Annotated in this window: 19 protein-coding genes and 1 pseudogene; 7 read left to right on the forward strand and 13 right to left on the reverse strand. The window is 43.8% G+C overall.

Going from position 1 to position 21,580, the window contains the following annotated elements; genetic code table 11:
- Positions 1 to 143: 143 nt before the first annotated feature.
- The 3 genes from R7D93_RS16395 to R7D93_RS16405 are packed head-to-tail and all read right to left on the reverse strand — an operon-like array spanning position 144 to position 5,337.
- The gene (locus R7D93_RS16395; RefSeq protein ID WP_225495957.1) at positions 144 to 3,203 is read right to left on the reverse strand and encodes an efflux RND transporter permease subunit; all 3,060 of its coding nucleotides are present in this window, start codon (positions 3,201 to 3,203) and stop codon (positions 144 to 146) included.
- Complete coding sequence (locus R7D93_RS16400; protein ID WP_062730998.1) at positions 3,203 to 4,264, reverse strand: efflux RND transporter periplasmic adaptor subunit; 1,062 nt, start codon at positions 4,262 to 4,264, stop codon at positions 3,203 to 3,205. Before R7D93_RS16400 ends, R7D93_RS16395 begins: the two co-directional genes overlap by 1 nt.
- Positions 4,264 to 5,337, reverse strand: coding sequence for an efflux RND transporter periplasmic adaptor subunit (locus tag R7D93_RS16405; protein WP_017820965.1), 1,074 nt, complete (start codon positions 5,335 to 5,337; stop codon positions 4,264 to 4,266). The genes R7D93_RS16400 and R7D93_RS16405 overlap by 1 nt, the downstream gene beginning before the upstream one ends.
- 160 nt (positions 5,338 to 5,497) lie before the next feature.
- Here R7D93_RS16405 and vdeR point away from each other — a divergent pair, with 160 nt between their 5' ends.
- Positions 5,498 to 6,226, forward strand: coding sequence for an efflux transporter transcriptional repressor VdeR (gene vdeR, locus R7D93_RS16410; protein WP_005376423.1), 729 nt, complete (start codon positions 5,498 to 5,500; stop codon positions 6,224 to 6,226).
- Between the two features lie 70 nt (positions 6,227 to 6,296).
- Here vdeR and gcvT read toward each other — a convergent pair whose 3' ends face one another.
- Both gcvT and R7D93_RS16420 read right to left on the reverse strand, forming a co-directional pair.
- A complete protein-coding gene (gene gcvT, locus R7D93_RS16415; protein ID WP_017820967.1) occupies positions 6,297 to 7,415 on the reverse strand; it encodes a glycine cleavage system aminomethyltransferase GcvT in 1,119 nt (372 codons plus the stop codon).
- Positions 7,416 to 7,675: 260 nt separating this feature from the next.
- Positions 7,676 to 8,299 (reverse strand): helix-turn-helix domain-containing protein, encoded by a 624-nt coding sequence (locus tag R7D93_RS16420; RefSeq protein WP_005376429.1) that lies wholly within the window; start codon positions 8,297 to 8,299, stop codon positions 7,676 to 7,678.
- Between the two features lie 379 nt (positions 8,300 to 8,678).
- Between R7D93_RS16420 and R7D93_RS16425 the strand changes: the two genes are divergently transcribed.
- The 3 genes from R7D93_RS16425 to gcvP all read left to right on the forward strand — a co-directional run bounded on the left by R7D93_RS16425 (position 8,679) and on the right by gcvP (position 13,399).
- Positions 8,679 to 9,974, forward strand: coding sequence for a serine hydroxymethyltransferase (locus tag R7D93_RS16425; protein WP_005376430.1), 1,296 nt, complete (start codon positions 8,679 to 8,681; stop codon positions 9,972 to 9,974).
- Positions 9,975 to 10,027: 53 nt separating this feature from the next.
- Positions 10,028 to 10,408 carry a glycine cleavage system protein GcvH gene (gcvH, locus tag R7D93_RS16430; protein ID WP_005376432.1) on the forward strand — a complete coding sequence of 127 codons (381 nt, stop codon included), beginning with the start codon at positions 10,028 to 10,030 and terminating at the stop codon, positions 10,406 to 10,408.
- A 126-nt stretch (positions 10,409 to 10,534) separates the two neighbouring features.
- On the forward strand, positions 10,535 to 13,399 hold the full coding sequence (gene gcvP / locus R7D93_RS16435) for an aminomethyl-transferring glycine dehydrogenase (RefSeq protein ID WP_225495959.1): 2,865 nt from the start codon (positions 10,535 to 10,537) through the stop codon (positions 13,397 to 13,399).
- A 241-nt stretch (positions 13,400 to 13,640) separates the two neighbouring features.
- Here gcvP and R7D93_RS16440 read toward each other — a convergent pair whose 3' ends face one another.
- From R7D93_RS16440 to R7D93_RS16450, 3 genes are all read right to left on the reverse strand, one after another.
- Positions 13,641 to 14,042, reverse strand: coding sequence for a VOC family protein (locus tag R7D93_RS16440; RefSeq protein WP_005388788.1), 402 nt, complete (start codon positions 14,040 to 14,042; stop codon positions 13,641 to 13,643).
- A 250-nt stretch (positions 14,043 to 14,292) separates the two neighbouring features.
- A complete protein-coding gene (locus tag R7D93_RS16445) occupies positions 14,293 to 15,120 on the reverse strand; it encodes an MBL fold metallo-hydrolase (protein ID WP_225495961.1) in 828 nt (275 codons plus the stop codon).
- Between the two features lie 266 nt (positions 15,121 to 15,386).
- A complete protein-coding gene (locus R7D93_RS16450) occupies positions 15,387 to 16,292 on the reverse strand; it encodes a LysR family transcriptional regulator (protein ID WP_005376440.1) in 906 nt (301 codons plus the stop codon).
- A gap of 92 nt (positions 16,293 to 16,384) precedes the next feature.
- Here R7D93_RS16450 and R7D93_RS16455 point away from each other — a divergent pair, with 92 nt between their 5' ends.
- The 3 genes from R7D93_RS16455 to R7D93_RS16465 all read left to right on the forward strand — a co-directional run bounded on the left by R7D93_RS16455 (position 16,385) and on the right by R7D93_RS16465 (position 18,799).
- Positions 16,385 to 17,302 (forward strand): DMT family transporter, encoded by a 918-nt coding sequence (locus tag R7D93_RS16455; RefSeq protein WP_170896965.1) that lies wholly within the window; start codon positions 16,385 to 16,387, stop codon positions 17,300 to 17,302.
- Between the two features lie 190 nt (positions 17,303 to 17,492).
- Positions 17,493 to 17,954 (forward strand): carboxymuconolactone decarboxylase family protein, encoded by a 462-nt coding sequence (locus R7D93_RS16460; protein WP_170896964.1) that lies wholly within the window; start codon positions 17,493 to 17,495, stop codon positions 17,952 to 17,954.
- Between the two features lie 104 nt (positions 17,955 to 18,058).
- A complete protein-coding gene (locus R7D93_RS16465; protein WP_170896963.1) occupies positions 18,059 to 18,799 on the forward strand; it encodes a helix-turn-helix domain-containing protein in 741 nt (246 codons plus the stop codon).
- A 119-nt stretch (positions 18,800 to 18,918) separates the two neighbouring features.
- Here the strand turns inward: R7D93_RS16465 and R7D93_RS16470 are convergent, their stop codons facing one another.
- From R7D93_RS16470 to R7D93_RS16490, 5 genes and pseudogenes are all read right to left on the reverse strand, one after another.
- Positions 18,919 to 19,413: a YcxB family protein gene (locus tag R7D93_RS16470; RefSeq protein ID WP_017634202.1), complete on the reverse strand. Its 495-nt coding sequence runs from the start codon at positions 19,411 to 19,413 to the stop codon at positions 18,919 to 18,921.
- A 223-nt stretch (positions 19,414 to 19,636) separates the two neighbouring features.
- Entirely contained in the window at positions 19,637 to 19,897 is a 261-nt protein-coding gene (locus tag R7D93_RS16475; protein WP_005376453.1) for a DUF5062 family protein, read from the reverse strand.
- 82 nt (positions 19,898 to 19,979) lie between these two features.
- A pseudogene (locus tag R7D93_RS16480) lies at positions 19,980 to 20,348 on the reverse strand (threonine aldolase); the annotation flags it as partial.
- A complete protein-coding gene (locus R7D93_RS16485) occupies positions 20,349 to 21,209 on the reverse strand; it encodes an immunity 49 family protein (protein ID WP_170896962.1) in 861 nt (286 codons plus the stop codon).
- Positions 21,210 to 21,385: 176 nt separating this feature from the next.
- Positions 21,386 to 21,580 (reverse strand): hypothetical protein (locus R7D93_RS16490; RefSeq protein WP_318129516.1); only part of this gene is annotated, 195 nt, incomplete at its 5' end.

The following is a 21,580-nucleotide window of genomic DNA, read 5'->3' on the forward strand; positions in this document are numbered from 1 at the left end:
GTATACGCATGATTTGCATTGTAATCGTAAGAAAATCATTAAAATCAAGCAAATGAATGGTTTGGTATGTATTAGTAAGATCAAAAAAGCCCCGAAGAAAACCTTCAGGGCTAGGCAGGAAGCTGGCAAATAGCCAGGAGTCCCTATGCAGTGGTCGGTTTTACCCTAAACAGAATTGCAAACATCACTGGCACCACTATCAGTGTCAGTACAGTAGCAAAACCAAGACCTGCCATAATCGTTATTGCCATCGAGCCAAAGAAGGCGTCGAAGACCAGTGGAATCATCCCCAAGATAGTTGTTAGGGCAGCCATACTTACCGGACGAACGCGGCTTATCGCACTATCGACAATCGCGAGGTAAGGATCTTTACCTGACTCCAACTCAAGGTTAATTTGGTCAAGCAACACAATACCGTTTTTCAAAATCATGCCACTTAGGCTTAACAAACCAAGGAATGCTGTAAAACTGAACGGCATGTTCGTGGTAAGCAAACCAAAAGCAACGCCAATGATCGCTAACGGAACGGTGAACCAAATGACCAACGGCTTTTTGATTGAGTTAAACAATAAAATAGTAATGATGAACATCAACAAGTAACCCATCGGCAATGAACCGAATAGGCCTTCTTGTGCATCTTTGGATGATTCGTACTCACCACCCCATGTGATTTCGTACCCTTCTGGAACATGCAATGCCATCACTTTAGGCTGTACACGAGCAAATAAGCTTGCTGCCGTGTCGTCACTCAACACATCATGGTCCGCGAGAACGGTTAACGTACGCTTACGGTCACGACGCTGAATTAGCGGCTCACTCCAATCCAGTTGAACGCCATCAATCACTTGATCAACCGGAATATACGTTTGCAACGAAGGACTCCAAATGGTCACGTTTTGTAGTGATTCAAAATCTACGCGTTCTTCTTCAGGAAGACGTGTCATAATTGGCAACGTATGTGTACCATCACGCAAGTAACCTAAGGTGCTACCACCAAACGCCATTTGCAGTGTGCTTGAAAGATCTTCTTTCGAAATACCTAAGCGACGAGCTTTAGACTCATTGAAAGCGGGTACAAGTTCCTTGGTGCGCTCTCGCCAATCGTGACGAATGTTTCGAGCACCAGGGTCGGTATGAAGGATGTCTTCAACTTGCACCGCCAAGTCACGTAAAACTTGTGGTTCAGGGCCAGTAATACGCGCTTCGATCTTAGACGCTGGTGATGGACCAAATTCCATCAATTTAAACTGGAACGTAGGCGCATCAAATGTTTTCGCCAGATTCTCATCTAACTTATGCAGTAAACCAAACATTTTCTCACGATCAGTCGCGCGAACTTGGAACTGCGCGTACGCTTCGTAACTTTTTTCTGGTTGATAGGTTAAAGCAAAACGCTGTAGGCCCTGCCCAATCGAAGCAGAAACAAAGTCAATATCATCTTGCTGACGAATGTAGCTTTCGACCTCTTCAGCTTTTTTAATCGTTTCACGGATGTCAGTACCCTCTGGCATCCACATATCCACGTAGAACATCGGCGTATTCGATGGTGGGAAGAACTGCTGTTTTACATTACCAAATGCCACGACAGCACCCACTAATAGCGCCACCATGCCAGCAACGGTAAGCCAGCGGAATCGCAATGCAAATTTCAGTGATGCCCCAAATACGACAAACAACCAGCCTTTATAAGGATCATCTTCGCTAGTACCCTGCTCTTTGTTTTCCTCTTTCAACAAAAGATCGGCAAGGAAAGGCGTCAGTGTAATAGCGGTAATCCAGCTTAAAAATAGTGAGAAACACAGCACCCAGAATAAAGAGCCCATGAACTCACCTGTCGCATCTTGCGACAAGCCGATAGGTGCAAAAGCCGTAATTGCAATAACAGTTGCGCCCAGCAAAGGCCATTGTGTTTGCTTTACAATATCGACAGCCGCTTGAACTTTGGTACGCCCTTTCTTTAGGCCAACCAATATTCCTTCCACGACAACAATCGCGTTATCAACCAGCATACCCAAGGCAATAATTAACGCGCCAAGAGAAATACGATGCAGTTCGATGTTGTTGTAATTCATCAAAATGAAGGTACCAAATACCGTCAATAACAACACAACTCCAATGATGACACCACTGCGTAAACCCATAGTAAACAGCAACACAATGATTACGATCGCCACTGCCTCCGCTAGACTAATTACAAACGCTTTAACAGATTCATCCACCTCATTGGCTTGATTGTAAAAGTAGTTCATATCGATGCCAGCAGGCTTGATAGACTCAAGGCTCGCGAGCTCCGCATCCAAACGTTCACCAACCTCAACCACGTTCACACCCGATGCAAACGAGATACCGATATTAATCGCTTTTTGACCGTTAAAGAGTACCACGTTGCCTGGCTTCTCTTGAATACCGCGAGAAATCGTTGCTACGTCTTTTAGACGAATTAGATTTCCTGTGTCACGGCCATGAATGATCAGATTTTCTAGTGCTTCTACAGTGTTTAAGGTGCCGCTTGGGCGAATAACAAGGCTTTCGCCATTGACCATCACTTCACCTGCTGAAACCACATTGTTTTGCTGGTTCAACAAGCTCGAAACCACATTCATGTCTAAGTTCAGTGCAGCAAGGCGATCAAGTGAGATCTCAACGAATAGCATTTCTTGCTGATCGCCCGTGATGTCTACCTTACCAACACCATCAACAAGCTCGATTTCACGGGTCAGGTAATCCGCATAACGTTTCAGCTCTACATAGTCGTAATCGTCACCAGTGAGCATTAACATCACGCCATAAACGTCACCGAAATCATCAATGATCTGTAAAGACTGAACACCTTGAGGCAATGATGGTCGTAAATCATTAATTTTACGGCGCATTTCATCCCAAATTTGCGGCAGTTCATCAGGACCATAGTCCATTTCCATGCTCACCGTTATTTGAGACATACCATTAGAAGACGTAGAGGTAATTTTGTCGATATAAGGGAGTTTTCGAATCTCTTTTTCTAGAGGATACGTCAGCTCTTCTTCAACTTCTTTTGACGTCGCGCCAGGGTATGTTGAGATGATCATGGCATCTTTGATCGTAAATGCCGGGTCTTCTAATCGTCCAAGCTCCAAAAATGACGTTAAACCACCAACAGCAAGGATAATAATGAACAACCAGCTGATGACTTTGTTTTTTATTGAATACTCAGCAATGTTCATTATTGGTTATTCTCCACAACATCCACATGTTTACCTTCGCGTAATTTACGCAGATTTGAATTAATCAGAATATCGCCCTGGCTAACACCTGACGACACAATGGCTCCATTGCCATTCACTTGAGAAATCATGACAGGCACTCGTGTGACAATGTCACCTTCTTTTTTCCACACAAAGAACTCATTCCCTTCACTGCCTGCTTGAAGCGCCGTGACAGGAACACTGTAACCATCAATAGAGGTAATGCCCGCCTTCACCATATCGACCAAAACGCTTACGCTGGTTCCCGGCAATATCTCTGTTTTTGGCTGTGGCATCGTCAAGTACATTTCGTAGGTTTGAGTTTCAGCGTTGGGTTCACTTGTGTGCTCTAAATAGTCCAAAGCAAATCTGCCATCGATGCCGGAGAAGGTTGCTCTAGGCTTGTAGCTCATGCTGTCTGAGTTTGGGTCTACCATCGCTAAAACATTGTCGGAAAGCTCAATACGCACGTAAACCAAATCGTTTTGGTATAGGTTTAACACGGGTTCACCAATTGCCACACGCTCAAAACGTTCTTTGAAAACATCAGATACTTTACCGGCGAACGGGGCGAATAAACGGGTGTAATTCAATTGATTGGTCGCGTTATAGAAAGTAGCCTCAGCTAGCTCTTTATTGGCGGTTAGCTCATCAAGTTCCGCTTTTGAAATCATTTGACGTGCATGCAAGTCTTCACCGCGTTTAAGCTGACGAATTGCAAGTGTGTATTGTGCTTCTGCGTCATTCACGGCTTGCTTCTCTTTGCTATCATCTAGCTTTGCGATCATTTGCCCCTGCTTCACAACGTCACCCGCTTTAACCAATACGTGCTGAACTTCCCCAGCGCGGCGAAATGCCATTGGCGTTTGCTCTGCAGGCACTACTATGCCTTTGAACGCGCGATGTTGACTTTGTACTGGTGCATCCACCGAGATAGTCGACACAAAAAGTGACTGCTCGACGATAGCTTGGTTTTCATTTTTGCACCCTGTTAAAACTGCAAGTGCAATCGCAGAGATCGTAAGTAGAGAACGTTTCATTAAATGCCTCCCTCACGAACCCAAGCTTTCACCACTTGTCCTTCAACCAGTCTCTCAACACCAGCAATAACAACGTAATCATTGTTATCAAGCCCGGCTTTCACACCACCTGCTGCGTCAAGTGACACAGTGACTTTATTGACCTGCTGCGTGCTTCTGTCCATTACCCAAACTTCACCTTGCGTCCCATTTTTGTTGACCCAAGCAGACTGAGGTAACGTCATCGCGTCCGATACATGTTGTTTAGCAATGTGTACCTGCCCAGTCATACCTGTCAGCAAATTGCGATCTTCTGGTCGAGTGATGGTCACGATCGCCTCATAACTATTGGTATCGATGTTTGGCTGCGTCGAAATTTCTTTAAATTGCCCAGGAATACGTTTTCCTGGCTCGCTATCCATCGTCACCCACATATCGGAGTTTTGCAGTGACTCAAGTGATACAGATTCCGCATAACTTACTGGCAAGGTGAAAGATACATCCAACGTCGTGTTATCAATGAGATTCAAGATCTCCTGCTTCTCTGCTACTACTTGAAACGGGTTGACATAGGTATATGACACAATGCCATCAAACGGTGCGTGAATTTTGGTATAGCTCAAATCGGTTTTAGCTTGTTCGTAGTTCGCCAATGCCGCTTTATATTGAGTTTCTTTCTGATCGTACTCATCAGTACTAATGAGTTTTTTTCCGTAAAGGTTTTTCGCGCGGTCCCATTGTGTTTTCGCTAACGCGTACTGCGCTTGAGCGGCATCTAACGCAAGCTGAAGATCTTTAGGGTCTAACGTTGCGAGCACTTCACCTTTTTGGACTTTTTGACCCATGCGTACACGTAATTCATCAACCTCTCCACCAACCTGAAAAGAAAGCTGCGCGCGATGTGTTGCATCAATACGCGCTAAAAAGGCGTGCGAGTCTTCAAGTTCTAGGTCTTTCACCGCCAGTAATTTTACAGGTTTGATTAAAGGTTCAGACGGCTCAGAAATGGCTTTATTACACCCAGTTAGCATCCCAGAAAGACTTAATGTCACCACTGCGCCAACTAAAGTGCGCTTTAAATATTGTTTTCGCACCCGCTTTCTCCGTAGGTTTTATATATTACACAGCCGTGCAGTATAAGCAGAATTTGAAATTGATCAACATATTTTCCAGGTGGATAGCAAATTAATTAGTCAAAGCGTTCGGTTTCTGGTAAAAGTAAGCGCGTGATTAATATTCGGGAAAATTCGAACTATGAATGAAAGAAAGCAGGGGCGTAGAAGTGCTGAAGCAGCAGAACAAACTAAGTGTCTGATCCTTAAAGTGGCAGCAGATATGTTTTGTGAACTTGGTTACGAGCGTGTCTCGCTGCGCAATATCAGTGAAAAGGCTGGTGTTTCACATAGTTTGATCCGTCACCACTTCGGCAGCAAAGAGAAAATCTGGCAAGCGGTTAGCGATGCAATGGACGAGTTCATGCAGTGCTATATGGCTGAACTCATCAATGAAATGCCGGAGAACACACCTTCGAATAGAAAAATTTATCTGTTTATGGTTCGCATGCTAGCATTTGCTCTCGTCAATCCTCACCCAGTACAGATGATCGCCGATGCCATTCGACAAGGCGATGACGGTGCTCTGCTGCAGTATTTCTTAAAGTCAAAAGATGAGTTCGCTGCAATATTTACCGGAATTTTCGAGCAGTACAACAGCGAAAACCCTAATGCACAATTTGATCAGTGGGAATCAAAGTGGCAAATGTTGATCTTCGCACATGGTGCTGTCAGTCTCGCGCCAATGATGCAAGAAACATGGCCGGATATTGCAGATAATCGCGAAAAACTGCTGATCAAGCATTGGGAATTGTTTAATACCATTATGGCCTCTCAATTTGGGATCCCAAAAGAAGAGATGATTCATCCGGAAAAGCTTGAAGATATCGTTATTGATATGTGCTGTACTATTGATGAAGCAGTAAACTAAAAGCAAACAAGCGAAAAGAAGACATAAAAATGCCGAGCTACAAAGCTCGGCATTTTTGTTTCAATTCGTTTTAACCACGGTAGTAGCGTTGTGGTACGAACGGCATTTTTTCAACTGTCATTGGTAGCATTTTGCCACGCACTTCAGCGAACACTTCAGTACCAATCGCCGCCAAATCCGCACGAACATACCCCATTGAGACTGGCTTACCTGCATTCGGGCCCGCCGTACCGCTGGTTACAACGCCAATTTTAACGCCGTCAGCATCAAACAGTTCAACACCTTCACGCACTGGCGCTTTGGTTTGACCTACTAGACCCACACGCTTACGCGCCACATCTTTAGTCTCAATCTGCTTAAGAATAATGTCTGCGCCAGGGAAACCACCTTCACGTTCACCACCAATACGACGAACTTTTTGGATACCCCATAGCAAGCTCGCTTCAACGGGTGTTGTTGTTGTGTCTAGGTCATGACCGTATAGACAAAGGCCACACTCAAGACGAAGTGAATCACGAGCACCAAGGCCAATCCATTCAACTTCATCTTCCGCAGTCAGTTTACGTGCTAGCTCTTCCGCTTTGTCAGCAGGAACCGAGATTTCGTAACCGTCTTCGCCTGTATAACCACTACGGGAAACAATGCACTCGGCGCCTAAAATATCGACTTTACGAATATCCATGAACAGCATTTCAGAAACTTCTGGTGCAAAACGCGCCAATACAGCCGCCGCTTTAGGGCCTTGGATTGCAAGTAGAGCTCGGTCTTCGATAATTTCTAGCTCAACACCAGATGGTAAATGCGCTTGTAGGTGTGCGATATCTTGCGCTTTACATGCTGCGTTCACAACCACAAACAGATGATCGCCTAGGTTAGCCACCATCAAGTCGTCCATGATGCCGCCCTCTTCATTAGTGAAAAAAGCGTAACGCTGTTTACCAGACTCAAGATCCACAATATCCACTGGGACTAATGTTTCTAGGAACGCAGCTGCACCGTCACCAATTAGGCGAAGCTGTCCCATGTGAGAAACATCAAACAGACCTGCCGCATCACGAGTATGTAAGTGTTCCTTCTTTACGCCTAGAGGATACTGAACAGGCATATCGTAACCCGCGAACGGGACCATTTTGGCACCAACTTCAACGTGAAGTGCGTGTAGTGGTGTTTTCAGTAGTTCTTGAGTCATTTTCGTCTCCATTTAGATAGACCCGAGAATGCTATCGGCATTCGATGTGTTTCCAATAATAAACATGGCTCATTCTATTTTGCACGAACAAGACGTAGATCGACTTGCAAAAGTGTGACTCTTAACATTTTAATCACAACAAATCGTACAAAAAAAGCGCTTTAATGAGCAAGTTCTCATCAAAAAAGCGCCTTTTCATCATAACGACCACCAACAGCAATCGTTTGCTTTCATTATAGGAAATTTACAAGTATTTATCACTATTTGGCTGTCACCCACAAAATGAGCGCATCTTCCTCGCTAACACTGGTCAACATATGTCCCATATTTGCATCGTAATAAACGCTGTCTCCCTCGCTTAAAACAACAGGTTCGTAAAACTCAGAATAGAACATAACCTCGCCAGATAAGATAAGTAAAAATTCTTCGCCGTCATGACGAACCCAGTCTTTATATTCATCAAAACTACGAGCTCGAATTTGGCTCTTAAACGGCATCATTTTCTTATTGGAAAGTTGTGTCGCGAGCAGTTCATGTTCATAGGTTTGTGTTGGGTGTGGTTTACCTTCATTCTTCTTGGTAACATCCCTGCGCCCTGTCGCTACCTTTTTTCTAGGTGGCTCAAAGAGTTGTGGCATGTCAATTTGTAAGCCTAGTGCCAATTTTTGCATCGCTTGAAACGTCGGGGAGATCTGCTCATTTTCTATTTTGCTCAGTGTAGATCGAGCAAGCCCGGTTCGCTGACTCGCTTCTTCTAATGTGATACCGAGTTTCGAGCGGATATCCTTAATACGCTGGCCCAGTTTTAACGGCTCGATATTTTGGTCATGTTGCTCTTTTGCCAACGTCATCGATGGGTATTCATCGTAAATACTTTCTGCCATAAATCCCTCTATAGATATCCATATTTTTTGTCTTACTCGCATTGTGCATGAAGCACATAGTGGATAGAAGTCCACCAAGTGAATTAAAGCGTGCTCTTGTTAACAAATTTTGAAATCTTGTTTCCTATAGGAAATTTTTGGTTGATTGTTCCCGTCACAGGCGCTATGTTACCAACTTGTTAGATGTAGAGATGCATATTTCCGTAAGAGATTGGTAAAGGAAACACGCCATCCAACGGAGTTTTTGCCCAAATTTAGGGCCGGATGTTCACTCTGTTCTGCTACGCAGTTCAGCTGTTTTTGAGGACAAATGAACCACAACCGCAAATCATAACTCATCTATTGCGGGTTCATTTTCAGATTTGGAAGGTCAACTACCATGAATAAGAGTTACCCTAACCACAGCTTGGAAAACTTTTTCTCTACCAACCTCTCTGCGACAGATGATGCTGTCTTTGCTGGAATTCAAGCGGAATCCGCTCGCCAAAACGAACAAATCGAACTTATCGCTTCCGAGAACATTGTTTCTAAAGCGGTAATGCAAGCTCAAGGCACATGCCTAACAAACAAATACGCTGAAGGTTACCCAGGTCGTCGTTACTATGGTGGTTGTGAGCACGTAGATACAGTGGAAGCCATTGCTATCGAACGCGCAAAAAAACTTTTCAATTGTGAATACGCAAACGTTCAACCACACTCAGGGGCACAAGCAAACGGCGCAGTAAAGCTGGCACTGCTTCAACCTGGTGACACCATTCTTGGTATGTCTTTAGACGCAGGTGGTCACCTGACGCACGGCGCACGCCCTGCACTTTCTGGTAAATGGTTTAATGCAGTTCAATACGGTGTTGATCGCGAAACACTAGAAATTAACTACGAAGATGTTCGTGAGCTAGCACTTGAGCACCAACCTAAAATGATCATCGCAGGTGGTAGCGCTATTCCACGTACTATCGACTTTGCAAAATTCCGTGAAATCGCAGACGAAGTAAATGCAATTCTTATGGTCGACATGGCGCACATCGCTGGTCTTATCGCAACAGGCGCACACCCTAGCCCATTGCCACACGCACACGTTGTTACGACTACAACACATAAAACATTGCGTGGCCCTCGCGGCGGTATGATTCTTACTAACCACGAAGACATCATTAAGAAAATCAACTCAGCCGTATTCCCTGGCCTACAAGGTGGCCCACTGATGCACGTTATCGCAGCCAAAGCGGTCGCATTTGGTGAAGCGCTTGGCCCTGAATTTAAAACTTATATTGATTCGGTGATCAATAACGCAAAAGTCCTAGCGGAAGTATTGCAAACTCGCGGTTGCGACATCGTAACTGGTGGCACAGACACGCACCTAATGCTGGTTGACCTTCGTCCGAAAGGGTTGAAAGGCAATAAAGCAGAAGAAGCTCTAGAGCGTGCTGGGATCACATGTAACAAAAATGGCATCCCATTCGATACAGAGAAGCCTATGATTACATCGGGCATCCGTTTAGGAACGCCTGCGGGTACAAGCCGCGGCTTTGGCGCTGAAGAATTCAAACTCATCGGTAATTGGATTGGTGACGTACTGGACGGTTTAGTGAACAACCCTGAAGGTGACGCAGAAGTTGAAAAACGCGTTCGCAAAGAAGTAAAAGAACTTTGCAGTCGCTTTCCTCTATACCAGTAAACGATTTTTTTGAAATCATAATAATTCCTGACAAGTTATTCGGAGATTAAGCAATGGACAAAACACTGAAGTTTGCAGATAGCCACGAGTGGGTACGTGACAACGGTGACGGCACAGTAACAATTGGTATTTCTGAGCATGCACAAGAAATGCTAGGTGACGTGGTATTCGTTGACCTACCAGACGTAGAAGACGAAGTTGAAGCAGGTGAAAGCTTCTCTCTCGTTGAATCTGTAAAAGCAGCGTCAGACATCTACGCACCAATCACTGGTGAAATCGTAGAAATCAATGAAGAACTAGAAGACAGCCCAGAGCTAATTAACGAAGAGCCGTACGAAGGTGGCTGGATCGTAAAAGTGAAGATGTCTGATGTATCTGAACTAGATAACCTGAAAGACGCAGACGAATACCTAAACTCTATCGAAGAAGAGTAATTAGGATGTGACGAAAGCTGTTCCCTAGCCTGTTTAGAGAACAGCTTTTTTTCTAGGTTCGGACGTATAATTTAATTTATCAGTAACGCAAATCCGTTACCCGAACCAAGGAGTAGGTAAAGGACAATGACTGAATTACTTCAAAGCCTCAGCACACAAAACGAGTTCGTTGCTCGCCACAATGGACCAAACAAATCTGACCAACAGAAAATGTTGGAAGCGATCAACGCAGTTAGCCTAGATTCGCTTATCGACGAAACCGTACCAGCACAAATTCGCCTAGAGCAACCAATGAGCTTGGCAGAAGCGAAAAGCGAAGCAGACATGCTGGCAGCAATGCGTAAGTTCGCCGATCAGAACCAAGTTAAACGTACATTCATTGGTCAGGGTTACTACAACACCTTCACGCCGAACGTGATTCTACGCAACGTGATGGAAAACCCGGGCTGGTACACTGCTTACACCCCTTACCAACCAGAGATCTCACAAGGTCGTTTAGAAGCACTTCTAAACTACCAACAAATGGTGATGGATCTTACTGGTATGGAAATCGCGAACGCGTCATTGCTCGATGAAGCAACGGCAGCAGCAGAAGCGATGACACTTTGTAAGCGTGCGGGTAAAAGCAAGAGCAACGTATTCTTCGTTGCTGACGACGTTCACCCACAAACCATCGAAGTGGTAAAAACTCGTGCGAAATTCATCGGCTTTGAAGTCTTGGTTGGTTCTTTAGAATCACTACCAGAGCAAGACGTGTTCGGCGCACTAGTTCAGTACCCAAGTACAACAGGTGAAGTTCGTGACCTAACGGACATCATCGCTAAAGCGCAAGCAAACAAAACACTAGTGACTGTAGCAACGGACCTTCTTGCTTCTACCCTACTTAAACCTGCAGGTGAAATGGGCGCAGACGTAGCAATCGGTTCAGCACAACGTTTTGGTGTGCCGATGGGTTACGGCGGTCCACACGCTGCTTTCATGGCAACGCGTGATAAGCACAAGCGTACAATGCCTGGTCGTGTTATCGGTGTTTCTATCGATACCAATGGTAACCAAGCACTGCGTATGGCAATGCAAACGCGTGAACAGCACATCCGTCGTGAAAAAGCGACATCAAACATCTGTACTGCTCAAGCACTGCTAGCGAACATGGCGTCTTTCTACGCGGTTTACCACGGCGCAGAAGGTCTACGCACGATTGCTCGTCGTACGCACCACATGACAGCCATCCTAGCCGCTGGCCTAACTAAAGGCGGCTTCGAGCTTGCTCACAACAGCTTCTTCGACACCATTACTATCAACACAGGTGCACAAACTGAAGACCTATACGCGAAAGCACTAGCCGCAGACATCAACCTACGTAAGTTGGGTACTCAGCTAGGTGTGAGCTTCGACGAAACCACAACCGTGGCAGATGTAGAAGCCCTATTCGCAGTATTCGGTGTGAAAGAAGAAGTCGCAGCACTATCAACTGAAATCGCAGGCAACGAGTTTGCAGCCATTCCAGAAGCATTGCGCCGCACAACAGAATATCTAACACACCCTGTGTTTAACACGCACCACAGCGAAACACAGATGATGCGTTACCTAAAACAGCTAGAGAACAAAGACTTCTCACTCACGCACGGCATGATCCCACTGGGCAGCTGTACGATGAAGCTGAACGCAGCAGCAGAGATGATTCCAGTAACTTGGCCTGAGTTTGGTTCGATCCACCCGTTCGCACCAGCAGAACAAGCAGCTGGTTACGCAGCACTCGCAAAAGATCTTAAAGAAAAGCTATGTGAAATCACTGGCTATGACGCATTCTCACTACAACCAAACTCTGGTGCATCGGGTGAGTACGCAGGTCTTATCGCGATTCAACGCTACCACGAAAGCCGTGGCGAAGGTCACCGCAACGTATGTTTGATCCCAAGCTCTGCGCACGGTACTAACCCTGCGACAGCATCTATGGTGTCAATGAAAGTGGTTGTGGTTAAGTGTGATGAAGAAGGCAACATCGACATCGACGACCTAGCAGCGAAAATCGAGAAACACAAAGACAACCTATCAAGCATTATGATCACTTACCCTTCTACGCACGGCGTTTACGAAGAGAAAGTGAAAGAAGTGTGTGAAATGGTTCATGCCGCTGGTGGTCAGGTTTACCTAGACGGCGCTAACATGAACGCGCAGGTTGGTCTAACATCACCAGGCTTCATCGGTTCAGACGTTTCTCACCTAAACCTACACAAAACCTTCTGCATCCCGCACGGTGGTGGCGGTCCGGGTATGGGTCCTATCGGTGTGAAATCTCACCTAGCTCCTTTCCTACCAGGGCATATTGAAGACGGTGTACAAGGCGCAGATTTCGCAGTATCAGCAGCAGATATGGGTAGCGCTTCTATCCTACCTATCTCTTGGGCTTACATCGCAATGATGGGCGAACCTGGCCTAACAGATGCAACAAAAGTAGCAATTCTGAACGCAAACTACGTGATGGAAACACTTCGCCAACACTACCCTGTTCTTTACCGTGGCAAAAATGGCCGCGTAGCGCACGAATGTATTATCGACATTCGTCCGCTGAAAGAAGAAACAGGTATCAGCGAAGAAGACATCGCGAAGCGTCTAATGGACTACGGTTTCCACGCACCAACTATGTCGTTCCCTGTAGCGGGCACGCTAATGGTTGAGCCAACGGAATCGGAAGATCTAGAAGAGCTGGACCGCTTCTGTGATGCGATGATCGCTATCCGCGAAGAAATGGAGAAAGTGAAAAACGGTGAATGGCCACTGGATAACAACCCACTTGTTAACGCGCCACACACACAAGTTGATCTTTCAGCTGAAGATTGGGACCGCCCTTACTCTCGCGAGATTGGCTGCTTCCCGTCTAAAGCGACCAAATCTTGGAAATACTGGCCAACGGTAAATCGCGTGGATAACGTATACGGCGACCGTAACCTAATCTGTTCATGCCCAAGCATCGATAACTACGAAGATTAATTTTTGTAGTCTCTAAATCTACAAAGGCGAACCGTTTGGTTCGCCTTTTTGTTTTTGCTGTGCCGCCCTAACATTTGTTGATACATCAAGAAGGAATGATGGCTAGTTATTGTTTGCGCAAAAGTGATTTAGAAATACAGTGACTTCTGAGAACCTTTGAATTAGCACTAATATCTCAGAGCCTTAAAAGCTTGTTGGAAACTCCTCATGAACACTATGTTATGCAGGTGCTATGTAGTTTCTAGTTCAGTTGCAGTAAGTCCCATTTATTACCATAGAGATCTTGGAACACCACCACTGTCCCGTATTCTTCCACACGAGGCTCTTCATTAAATACAACACCATTTTTCTTCATCAACTCGTAGTCACGCCAAAAATCATTAGTTTGCAGAAACAGGAAAACACGACCACCTGTTTGATTTCCTACTGCATGCGTTTGTTCCGGTGTACTCGCTTGAGCTAAAAGTAGGTTTGTACCATTGGAGTTTGGAGGAGAAACTTGAACCCAGCGTTTACCACCACCTAGGTTGGTATCTTCAACCAGAGTGAATTGAAGTTTCTGAGTATAGAACTCGATAGCATCGTCGTAATTTTCAACGACTAGAGCAATGTTTCCGATTTGCTGCTGAACAGTTTTGGCCATGATGATTTCCGCTGTGTCAAAACGCTAATTGTACGCTATTTTGAGACTTTTCCAGAAAGCACGTAACGCCTTGCAAATGTTTAAGGCACACAATACGAATGTTTACGCACGGCGCCTTTGTCACTAGAACCGACAAACAATATAGCTGCCACCAGTGTCGAATCTTGATTGAGCAACTTATTAAAGCCTTAGCTATAACTCAAGAGCAAATCTCTAACCTAATAACGAAGGCTGCTCGTATACCACGGTATTATAGTTCTTCTAGCTTTCCCTTAGCTAAATCTTCTTGTTGCTTAAGGAACATGAAGAAGTTTGCCTCACTGATAAACGGGTTACCGCTTGTGCCGAGCTTCTTCCTATTTTCAAAAAGGAAATTTTTATGTGGATGGTTCGAAAGGTTAACGTTCACAATAGGTGCCTGTAGTGAAATTTTTCTAATTTTCTCCATGCTACTCAGGAACTGGCCAATAACTTCTGGATCATGGCTACTTACGCTATGCCCACCAACGATAAAAGCACGATATTGTTCGCCATTATCTTCAACAGTGAAGTCTAAGGAATAATCACCTTCCGTGTGGCCAGGTGTGAGATAGAACTTAAACTCATGTCCACCAATAGCCATAGAGCTATCGCTTTTTATCTCTATGTCTAAATTTGGAGGAAGGAACTTGTTCTCACCTTCGCTTTTGTTTGATTGCTGTATAGATAGTTCATGAGCGCTTTTGGTCATCACGACTTTGGAACCATACTTCTCTTGAAGTAACTGGGCGCCTCCAACGTGGTCAGAATGCCCATGAGTTACCAATATGTGCGTTATTGGCTTATCTTTTAGCCCTAGCTTCTCTAGGTTGATAGGTATCCACTCAGAGTAAGGGAAGTCAAGCGTATCAATGATAACGAGTCCGTCGTCTGTAGCAATGGCATATGATGAGACCCACTTGTCTCCTACATAATAGACATTATCAAACATTTGAAATGGTTCTACATAACCGTTCTTATCATTCATTGCAGGAACATATTGACTTAAGGAAGCAAAGGACGAAGCACTGAAAAGTAAACCTACAATAATTTTTTTCACGAAATCACACACAAATATATCCTTAATAATTTCTTATAGAACTTCGCGGATGAGAAAGCTCTAAACGATTTTCAGAGGCAAATACAACTGCAAATACTTTCTACTTAGCTTGAGCTTTAGCTGACCGAATCACTTGTAAACTCGAATCCCATTAACTGCCTATGTATTCATGATTCTTTTAGAGGTTAAATAAATGAACTCAATTGAAGCAGAGTCATGAAGCTTCACTTGAGGTTACCGGCACAGCACAATGTGATAAACCTCTTTCAAGCAAACATTTGAATGCGATTTTTCCAATTTAAGACATGTTCAATAAATGCATCAACTCTTGCAGGCCTTTTATCGCGGTCTCGATACATAATGAATACTTCTTTACCCGAGCATTGCCATTCTGGCAACAAAGGCAGCAGGTTATGTTGATCATGATTTAGCTCATGAAAGTAATAGGTTGGAATCCACGCAATTCCTAAACCATGGATGACGGCGTCTCTAACTAGCAGTACATCATTTGAAGTGAATTGAAACTTTAGCGGATGATCAAATGTTTCATTGGTGATTTGATTAACTAACTTCCATTGGCTGTCGTTGTTTACCGTAATTAGGCGATGATGAACAAGTTGTTCTGGATGGGTAATCGGTTGGTGTTGTTCTAAATAGCTTCGTGATGCACAAAGCGCAAATGGAATCGACCATAATTTCTGAGCAATCCAGTCTTGTTCAATAAGATCACCAAGACGAAAACTAACATCGACACGGTTAGATACAAGATTGATTTTTTCATTCTGTACATCTAAATCGATACATATCTTCGGATGTTGCTCTGCAAATTCATAAACGCACCGCTTTAACCACATCTGTGTCATGTTAATTGGCGCTGATATTTTGATCGTTCCGCTTAAAGACTGACGCTCAGTCGCAATTCTCGATGTCACATTATTTAAGCTAAGAAGTAACGGCTCACAGAGTTGATAATATTTTTCGCCATCAGTTGTTAACGCAAAGTGGTGTGCACTGCGGTTAAATAGTCTGCAATTTAAGTTTGTTTCCAACCTTTTTAACTTCCGGCTTAGCGTGGCTAACGGGACATTAAGACGCTCAGATGCTTGTGTTAGGCTTTGATAGCGAGCAACAGAAACGAATAACAAAAGGTCATCCAAAGAGTGACGTTCCATATTTGGGATTAACCCTCTTAAATTTGGCTATTAAAAATCAAATATGAAATATATAGCATTATCGCGTCAAGTTAATTTTTTCAGGAAGATCTATGTCTAAGCATTTATCAATTTGGTGCGGTGTTGTTGTCGCTATCTTTTTTTGGTCTAGTAACTTTAACGTAATAAGGGCTATTAATAGCGATGTCTCTCCTTTGGATTCAGCGACGTTACGGTTTTCCGTTGCAGCTTTAATACTCTTGTTGATAAGAGGTACTAAACGCTCTCCATATGGAGCCAAACTCACACGAAAAAGTATGTTGTCGTTGTTTGTTATAGCAACCGTGGGTGTAACTATCCAAAACTTCTCTATTTTTTCTGCAATGAGCTTTACTACCCCTGTTAACGCAGCGGTTGTTCAGGCAAATCTACCACTTGTCACCATCTTGTTGTCGGGCTTTATTCTCAAAACTTCCATTTCGGTTAAAACTATTTTAGGTGCACTAATCAGTTTTTGTGGAGTGGTAATCGTCATTACAGGGGGAAGTATTCATTCTATTAGCAGCAATAGTAATATTGGTGATCTATACATGTTATTTGCTTTAATTAGTGGGTGTTTATACACAATTCTAGCGAAGCGTTTAACATCTCATATCCCAGTAACTCAGCAGTTACGTTGGGTGTTAAGTATTGGTGCCATTCAAATGGTCGCTATAGCGATGTACCACGGCGACTTTAGCCGTAGCTTAAATGCCATAACATTTAAAGACCTAGCATTAATAGCTTACATGAGCCTGTTTGGAACTTTGATTGCTTATTACTTTTGGATGAAAGGCGCTATCGTTCTTGGTCCAGGTAAGATGTCTCCATTATTTAATATTATGCCGGTATTCACTCTACTGATTTCGTTCATTTCTGGTGATCAGGCTCAATGGGAAAATGTTTTAGGCGTCTTTATCGTTGCGGCTGGTGTGTATATAGGTAACTCAGCACCTTTTGCTCGTTTACGGAGGGTGGCGGAGCAAAAATAGACGCCAACCTTAAGTCGCATTATTTAGAGCAATACTTTGTTAATTGGCATAAGTTTTCTTGATTTCCAATAGGTACACTTTTCGCTTTCGTCGTTCACTCTTTTATCTGACTTTATTGAGTGCATGTCGAAAATCTTCAATCTTTTGCTAAGAGCGTTTTTTACTATGTAAAAAACAGAGGAGAATGACCATGAAAAAACGACTCAACTATATTGAAGTAGCGCCAAAAGCAATAGAAATCCTATACGCTCAGGAAGCTTACTTCCATGAACAATTTAGCCAATCAGAAACTATGAACATGATCATATGGGAACTGGTTAAGTTACGCATATCGCAAATCAATCAATGTGCATTTTGTATCGACATGCATAGTAAAGATGCGCTTAAGTTAGGTGAAAAGCCGGAACGCATATGGGGGCTTAGTGCATGGAAAGATATGCCATTCTACAGCGATGCAGAACACGTTGCACTAGGTTGGGCTGAATTACTAACTGCTGGCCTACCAGTAGATGATGATACCTATCAGCTGACCTTGAATACCTTCGGAGAAGAAGCTATGGTCAACCTAACAATTGCAATCAACGCGATCAATAGTTGGAACCGAATAGTTAAGACATTTAAGCCAAAGGTTGGAGTCTATAAACCTCGATAATTCTATTTGACGGTTCTTACTTGTAAGCCACTGCTTATACCTCAACTTAATAGGATGAAAAGTACATGTGTATCACTTTCTCATTTAAGTTGAGGTTAAATAGGATGATTCATTTGAACTTAGAATTTGATATTTTAAAACCTCAAAAGGCTTTAGCTGGCTATGTTCAAGCCATTTGGTCAGCATCCGTCAAACCTGATACGACGCAAACCGTACGTAAACAATTACTCAGTGATGCTGGTACAGGTGTGGTATTCATTTTACAGAATGAAGTACAAATGGATGGTGAGTGGCAGACGCCGGGGGTTGTCCTACTGCCTATAAGCATTCTGGCACATCAGGTCTGCCTACGGCCAGGCGCGATGATGACTGGCGTACGCTTTCATCCTGCTGTTGGTTATCAACTATTTGGTAAACGTCTAGAACAGCTATTGCGGATTCAAGACGACCACCCTTTGGCTTCTTCTGCGCTAGCAACATTTGAGTCTCTGCAAACAGCGCGTTCGCCATATGCAAGGATTTCTACGTTATATCGCTGGGTTCAAACACTGATTGAGGAATATGAACCGCAGTATGTCGGCCACATTATTGAACAACCTACAGGGACCATCAGTCAGCGCCAGAGAGAGCGCAATTTTCAGAAATGGTTGGGGATTACTCCTAAACATTACCAACGCATTAAACGAGTGAAGCACACTTTAGAGCAACTCCGAGCGCAACCCGATCTTACTTTATCGGAGTTGGCGCTGGAGCAAGGTTTTTCCGATCAAGCACACATGACTAGAGAGTGTAAGCAGATTGCGCGCATGACACCGAAGCAGTATGTCCGAAAGAGAAACCTCTAAACCTTATTAGCTTTCTACATCAAACCCCATTGATTCAGAATCGACCATATACTTGTTACAATGTTCGATCATATATCACCTACTTTTTCGATCGCTCATTCCAGCTTGATGTGAGTTGGTTAGCTCGCTTTTGATGCCGCGTGCCGCTCTACCATAAACGCGATCACTTCTTCGCTTAAGCAAGATTTGCTGATGTATTGGCGTTGTTTACCAAGGTGAAGGATAAAGCCCAAATCAGTTTGTTCGAGTTGGTCGATATCATTCCAAGCGAGGCTGCGGTCAACTTTACCGCTTTTGTAGCGTACGCCATCTGCATTCACTTCAAACACCACTTTACTGCCGCGACTTGAGCTGATGGTTTGACGCCACAGCCACCAAGTTCTTTTGAAGTAAACGCTGCACGCTTCAATCACACTCAATACGATAAAGAACCAACCGACATAACCGTTTGGTAGCAGTTCAAACTCCAATAAAACCACACCAAAGACAAGAAACAATATCCCTTTTAGGTACGCTTGTGGGAACTTCGTTGGCTGGCTAGTTTGATCATAACACTCAGCAAAGAAAGGTTTGTCGAGTGTGTATTCTGTAGTGAATTCGAAATCTTTAGACATGTATGGTTACTTCAAGGCTTCTGTAAATGAGTAATCTTAGTTGCACTCTCGCAACGCCTGCATTGTAGCGCTTCTCGGGATTTATCTTTAGTCCTTTTGATTCTGTTTTGTAAATCAATGATACCGCCACGCAAAAAGACCTCGGTGCACTTGCCAAGATCAAACAAGGCGAACCATTTGGCTCGCCTTGTGAATTAATGACCTATGTAACTTCTTGAGGTTTTTACTTTAGAGGGTCGTTGTCTGGCAACGCACTGTGTATCCATACTGCCAGCCGGTGTTTGATGCTTGCGCCATCTAGCTTGCTTTCCGGTAGTGGCGTGATCTGTTTGGCATCGACCAAGAATAGGTAAATCGCTTTTACTCTTAGAGGCTGTGGTGACTGAGGAAGGTCAAAGCCTTGTAGCTTCGCCATCTTCCCACCAATCTCTAGTGCCTTCTTAACCAGTTTGTCTTCATTGTGAAGCTTGGAGCTTTTTGACATTGATAAATCCTCTTCTTCGCTTCAATTAAGAATACATGAAGTGTCACGTATGGCGTGTTAGTAAGCTCGCATATTGATAAGTTTATGCCTTCTTACCGAGTAACTGATTGAAAAACGACCTTAATTCGTCATCACCAAGATTGAGCAGGTAGTCACCAACATACCATTCAACAATCGATTGATTTGGATGTGCCGTGACTTACGGGTTACCAAACCAAATGCCCTTTTCCGTGGCAAACGTGTATTGGAGTTCTTTCAACTCTTCACAGCTAAATGGCAGGATAAGGTGCAACATGTTTGCTTGAGGCTGGATTAGTCTTACCGCCAAAGGTGGGAACTCTTCAATGATCTTGTAGATTTGTTTTGTTCGCTCAAACAGAGCCCGCAGCTGCGCCAACCTTTCATCGAACGGCATTGCTGCAGACACTACATAAGGTGTTCTATTAATGATTTACGCAGAACAAAGATCATGCTCACCGTAAACAAGCCATTTAGGTAAATATGCGGCTTCTGGAATCGTCCAGCCATACTTATCGTATGCTAATGCAGCAAGACCAGTCAGTTTCAGAGAAACATTTCCTTTTGGCGAATAGCGAACATCTTCATTCATGTAGAACTGGTAATGCGCCTCTAACGCATCCCTCAGTGCCTCTTGATAATGTGCCTCATCGCCATCGATAATGGCAACAAACACATTCACAAATGGAATAAACAAAGAGTGTACATATGGCACTCTGGTTGATTCTAAGTATTGCGGGGAGGATTTCTCCATCACAGTTTGCAATAACTCTGGTAACGCTGATGAATTGCTAAATACACCGTTAACGAACTCGACTAGCGCAACATCGAATGGATCTTTTAAACGCACTAACGACTCATCCATGATGGTCATCAGCTCTACGCAGCGCCAATCTCTCGCGGCCATCGCTAAACAGATTTCATCCAACCAAGCATCCATCGTTCCCCCTGCAATAGAACGGTTACCTACTTCCGAAAAATGTCGGTGCCCAACGGAGAATTCAACCACTTTGTCTGAATGATTGGCCAGCAAGTACACGTTATTCAGTAACTCAAGCGCTCTTTTTATATAAGCTGGCGAGGCCTGATGTTGTCCGTATTTTGAAGCAGTGAAGAATGAATCAAGCGAATACCAAGCGTCGCCTTTCATTCTTTTGAGAGGTTGCTGATAAAAAGATTGTTTTTCATCAAGCATTTCTTCCCAGAAGTTGTAAAAATCTTCATCTTCCTCACGAAAAATACGCAATTTTCTTTCTTCAGGTATATCTAAATAGTGATTTTTTATTATTTCCATCGTTCCCTAGCCTCGCATTATAAGTTGTTCTAATTTTTTGCTGTGATGATATTCATCCTCAAAATCAAGCCGTGAATGATGCCGAAGTTGATTTATAAAATCAATTTATAATCAGTATGTTGTATCGAAAGTTAATGCTTAATTGAAATGAATCGAAAAGCCGAAAAACATTTGAACTATAAGGCTACCGCACAAGCCGCGATGGGTAAGCCAGAACGTACCAGTCCATAAACAGTGGACGACGAACACTGACTTTGTGGAGTAAAGATAGACAGATATTCACCATTGTGTTCGCCTTTCTTTTTCTGTCGCTTTCGATAATACTCTTGCGCAATATTACTCAGCTGGAAAATTTTATGCCTCAAGCAAAC

It is taken from the genome of Vibrio sp. YT-15, from assembly GCF_033337445.1.
Classification (GTDB): domain Bacteria; phylum Pseudomonadota; class Gammaproteobacteria; order Enterobacterales; family Vibrionaceae; genus Vibrio; species Vibrio alginolyticus.